This window comes from Mesorhizobium helmanticense (genome assembly GCF_003034915.1).
Lineage (GTDB): Bacteria > Pseudomonadota > Alphaproteobacteria > Rhizobiales > Rhizobiaceae > Mesorhizobium > Mesorhizobium helmanticense.
In genome coordinates, this window is sequence record NZ_PZJX01000101.1 from 1 (window position 1) to 4893 (window position 4893).

General features: G+C 57.7%; 4 protein-coding genes. All 4 read right to left on the minus strand.

Annotated elements, in window-relative coordinates; translation table 11 throughout:
* The coding region (gene virD4 / locus C9427_RS33420; protein ID WP_107653177.1) for a type IV secretion system ATPase VirD4 at positions 1–1363 on the minus strand (1363 nt) is incomplete at its 3' end.
* A gap of 245 nt (positions 1364–1608) precedes the next feature.
* Entirely contained in the window at positions 1609–2472 is an 864-nt protein-coding gene (locus C9427_RS33425) for a hypothetical protein (RefSeq protein WP_107653178.1), read from the minus strand.
* 306 nt (positions 2473–2778) lie between these two features.
* On the minus strand, positions 2779–2991 hold the full coding sequence (locus C9427_RS33430) for a cold-shock protein (protein ID WP_027056331.1): 213 nt from the start codon (positions 2989–2991) through the stop codon (positions 2779–2781).
* 360 nt (positions 2992–3351) lie between these two features.
* Positions 3352–4893, minus strand: a 1542-nt coding sequence (locus tag C9427_RS33435) for an MFS transporter (protein WP_245437296.1), incomplete at its 5' end; no start/stop codon positions are given.

Here is a 4893-nt window from a genome sequence, read left to right on the forward strand (position 1 = left end):
TGGCCATGAACACTTGCAGTCCGGTATTGCTGAGAAAATTCTGCTTACCAGCCTCTCCATAAGCCCCCGTTAGTGCCGAAAGGCTTTGGATGATGAGCATGAAACGCCCCTTGTAGCCCGCGATAGTCGTAATTGCGGTCTCGATCGCCTCCAGCTTCCCCAAGTGCTTGAACTCATCGAGCAGAAAGAGAACCTCGTGCTTTTCGTCCTGGCGGGGCAGCGACCGCTGTAGAATTGAAACGATTTGCTGAAAAAACAAGCGTATCAAAGGCGCGATCACCTCAAGGTCGTTCGGACCAACGCAAAGATAGATGCACGTTCTGCGACGGCGAAGATCATAGACCGAAAAGTCCGAGCGACTTGTAGCCGCCTTGACAGCCGGATCCGCCCACAAGTTGAGCCCGCCATCGCCGAGCACGGACGTGTAGGAGGTTAGGATTTTCGTGTCGTTCCCCGCCATGTCGTCGAAGATGCGTTGTGCCTCTTTGTTCCGGGTCTCCATGGCGAGCTGCGCGAAGAGCTTAAACTTCTCCCCCGGCTGAGCGAACAGATCATAGACGGCGCCGATTGTTGGCGTGCCCCGCTCGATGCAGGCAAGGATCCCCGCGACAAAGATATCTCGCGCGCCGCTGACGAAACCTTCCGCCCCCTCCCCCTTGGCCGTAATCAGGTTCGCGGCCAAGCGGCGGGCTTCGGTGAATTGCTGCTGTGGATGCAGTGCTATGAGATCCAACAGTGGATTGTAGCAGTTTGTGCGCCGCTCTGAATCCAGTGGCGCGAATTTGAACACTTCGTGGCCTGCGGCTTTACGCGCCCTCGATGTGAGCTCAAAGAGCTCGCCCTTGACGTCCAGAGCTATCACAGAGCCTTTAAATGTAAGTAGCGTTGGAATGACTATGCCGACACCCTTGCCAGCGCGGGTCGGCGCAACAATGAGGCTGTGAGGCTGCTCGCCATTGGTCAGGTAATAGCCAGGCCATGAAGGGCCACTCGTCTTCCCGAAGACCGGTCCTGTCACGCCACGGTATCGTCGCAGATATCCCGGGCGTCGCATTTCATCCACTCGAGCCCAACGAGCGGTCCCGTGATGTTCGAGCTTGCGGCGCAATACGACCTGCTGAATCAGCAAGACAACCGCAGACGTCGAGAGCACGATAGCCGCGCCCTGATAGAAAACGGGGGTTGCGAAACCCAAATAGAAGGGCGTCTCAAACCAAAAGGCACGGACATCAAACGCCATCAGAGCCTCGCCGCTACCCCCGTGGCGGAAGGTTGCGTACAGACTTGCCGCACAGAACCCCAAGGCGAGTGAGCACGCGATGCTAATGGCTATGTTGGGGGACGTCGTTTTTGTAGAAGACATTGTTCCATGGCCGAATTAGCCGTGCTGATGCTGCGCTTGCTTTTGACACCGAACCGGAGGTCGCGCGATGCCGACGCTCGACAGATCGATGCCGCAGCGGGTGGTGCGATGCTTGAATCGCGCCACCCGGCAGACGTGGATTTTGAAAGTTTCACGAAGCAGGTACGTCGACGGCCAGCGAATTGGAAACAGCAAGGCCGTGAACGGAATTCGGGAGAGGAAGCGTTACTGCCATGGCCGAGACCTCAACGGCCGGTGCGATCTCTGCTTCTCCTGGCCTCCATTAGATCCTCTCGGGCGTGATTGTAGGAGTGGCTTATGTCCCGGCCGACTTGACCACCCCGCTGCAGCTGTTCGTGGGAGGTTTGCGGGCCAACTGTATCACGGACTGCAGCCCCAATACCTGCTATGTGGGCGTCCAGATCCGCACTGCGTTCCTCTGCTGCATGCCGCGGAGGAGGCATCTGCGGCAAGATGTCTTGCATGCCGGGAATCGAGTGAGCTTGGGCCTGTTGATTTGGATCTAACTGGTGATACATCGCGTACATAGCATTGGATGCTGTCGACCTGACGTGGCCATCCGGATCGGTAGCCAATTCAGCGGCCTGATCAAAAATGCGAGCTTTATTTTCAGCGTTAAACTTGCTGAAGTTTTGCGCAGCGTAAAGCGCTCCGATAGCTTGCGAAGGTGGGTCCATGTTGCCAATGCGATTAACAATACTATCTTGTGTCTCTGGCCGAAGGTAATGAGACACGTTACTGACTGCTCTGAATTGCTCCAATGCTACTTCATCCGGGGTGTGTCCCAACCCGGCAGTCAATTTATCCCCCAGATCGACGGCTGATCGTCCAAGCTGATTGGTCCGCGTTTCAAACTTCGCGAGGTCAGTTTCTGGCTCGGTTTGAGTGCCCCGAACGGCTATGCGCTCTCGCCTCCCGAGTTCTTTGAAGGTCCCAAGATTTCGCGCTGTATCGCGCGGGTTAGCGCTTACCAGCCGTTCTGCAACATCGGTCAATGGTCCGTATGGAAGGTCACGGAGGGTACTGCGATTCCCCACGTCCTGGGATGAACTTGCAGCTGCGCGTGCCCGTTTGTTATCGCGATCCATTGCTCGGCCTCCAAAGTCGTTAAGCTACCCAATCAGGGTACCACCGACGCTTGACCTGCTAAACCGATATGAGGTTACAGTTGTAGTCTGGCAGAAGCTTCTCCCAACTCTGGGATACGCCGAGAGCCGTAACCGGGGCAGATTTCCGGGCGGAAGGGGTTTGCGGCGAGAGCGTTCGTGATTCACCGTTTGCGTGACGCATCAGGATCGTCTCGTATAAGAGAGTCCGTCGCGATACGCCCCGCGAATGACGATGGTACCTTCGGCTTGACTTATCCTTCGCGCTCTGCGGGTCCGACGAGAAAATCAGCCTACCTTGCTGAGACTACCTGCGGAGGACTTGCCGCTACGGCGGTCCTGCTCGATCTCGTACTTGATCTTCTGCCCGTCAACGAGGTTTGAAAGTCCAGCCCGTTCTACAGCTGAAATATGGACGAAAACGTCCTGACCGCCGTCATCGGGCTGGATGAAGCCAAAACCTTTGGTGCTGTTGAACCACTTCACTGTTCCGGTCGCCATATCTGTGTATTCCTCTGTGGCCAGTGCGAACCAGACGGGCCGTGAAGCCGATCCTGTTCATATTTCGTAGAGTTAAACCCAGCAAAAACGAAAATTACAAGCCCACCTCGGGGTTGCGGCGCGAAAAGCCATTGCTCTGTTTGGGAACGCACCGAACAGGTGCCGGTGAGCTTGAGCGCAACGCGCTGCAAGACGCTCGAGTGCCGAGGAATCTCTCCGACAAGGATACGTCTGAGCCGCCCAGTATGCCGGCTCGGCAACCACCCGAATGGATCGAAGCCGATCTGCAAAACGGATGGTGAGAGCGTTGGCTCGTTTCCAACCCATCCTGTCTCACCAGCGCGGACGCCTGGACGGATGTCAACGCCGGAAAAAGAACCGCATCGATTGGTCCCGCTTGCGGCCAGCTACAGTCGGCCGCTCGATCGCAAGCGTGGTTCGAGGAGGAAGCTCTCCCAGGTGCAATGCGAGGAGACGCTGGTCCAACTCCTTGTCGGCTGCCGTAAGGCGGTGATTCAGACGAAGGTAGTCCATCCAGGTCGGGGTGCGGAAGGTTTCTGTCCAACGCGAAGGCTGCTGGAGGTCGCGCTGGAGATTCCAGTATCGCGCACCAACGCCGCTTTGTACTCGCCGCCTTTCCAGCATCTGCTCCAGGAACGCTTCGACATTTGCTTCGGGTATTGAATATTCGATCTTGGCGACGATCGGCCCGCTTCGGGGCTTCAAATCCAGGGCAACCTGAGGCGTTTCGAAGCCAAGAGGAGCCTGATCGGAATCTTTCCATTGACGGATGGGCAGCAGGAAGCCGGTGCCAGCGACCAGCAGCAGCGCGCCACCTGAAAGCTCCAGAGCCGAGCTCAGCGAATAGCTCTCGGCCACCGTACCCCACAGCCAGCTGCCAGCCGCGATGCCGCCGGATGAAAGGGCATAATAGATCGAGAGCGTGCGACCAACGACCCACCTTGGACTCGCCAACTGGACGCTTACGTCCAGCCCGGTCCAGGTCACGACCCAGCCCGCGCCGCCGAGCGCCAGCGCGATAGCCGCCACCGCCACCGAGGGGGTGAAAGCAAGCGATAGACAACAAGCCGCACAGGCGATGCACGACAGTGTCGTCAAACGTTCCTGGGACAGCCTCCGTCTCAGAATATTGTTGCAGATGCCGGCGAACAAGGCGCCGGTCCCGAAGCCGGCCATCAGGATGCCGTAAACGACTGGCCCTCCCCCCAGCTGATCGCGGGCGACGAGAGGCAAGAGCGCTAGTATAGAGATGCTCGTCAGCCCAAAAAGGGCACCGCGGGCAATTGCTGCCTTGATTTCGGATGACAGGGCAGTGAAGCGCGCTCCGTCATGGATCGCCGTGGTCAATGGTTCACTCGGCAGCGGTGACGGGCGAACATGCCATTTGCAGCGCCCTATGGTCCACAGCAGCATCAGATATGTAAGCGTCGCCACTGCGAAAGCCGTCAAAGGGCCAAAGGAAGCAACGACGACGCCACCGAGAGCGGGACCGATGCTTCGGACGGCGTTATATCCGACCGAGATAAGCGTGACGGCGGCCGGAACATCGCGCTTTCGCAGGATATCGCCAACCGACGCGTGCCAGGCGGGGTCGGTGAAAGCGGCGCCTACTCCGGCCAAACAGCTGAATGCAAGAACCATCCATGGATTGAAAATTCCGAGACCTGCAAGAACAGTCAGCATCGTCGAGGACAATGCTATCACGCACCAGCCAGCGAACATGAGATTGCGGCGGCTGTAATTGTCCGCTAGGGCGCCGGCGATAATTGACAGAAGGAATGTGGGCAAGGTTGTCGAAGCCTGCACCAAGGCGACCATCACATCCGATGTCGAAATGGTCGCCATCAGCCAACTGATGGCAACCATTTGAATCAGCCACCC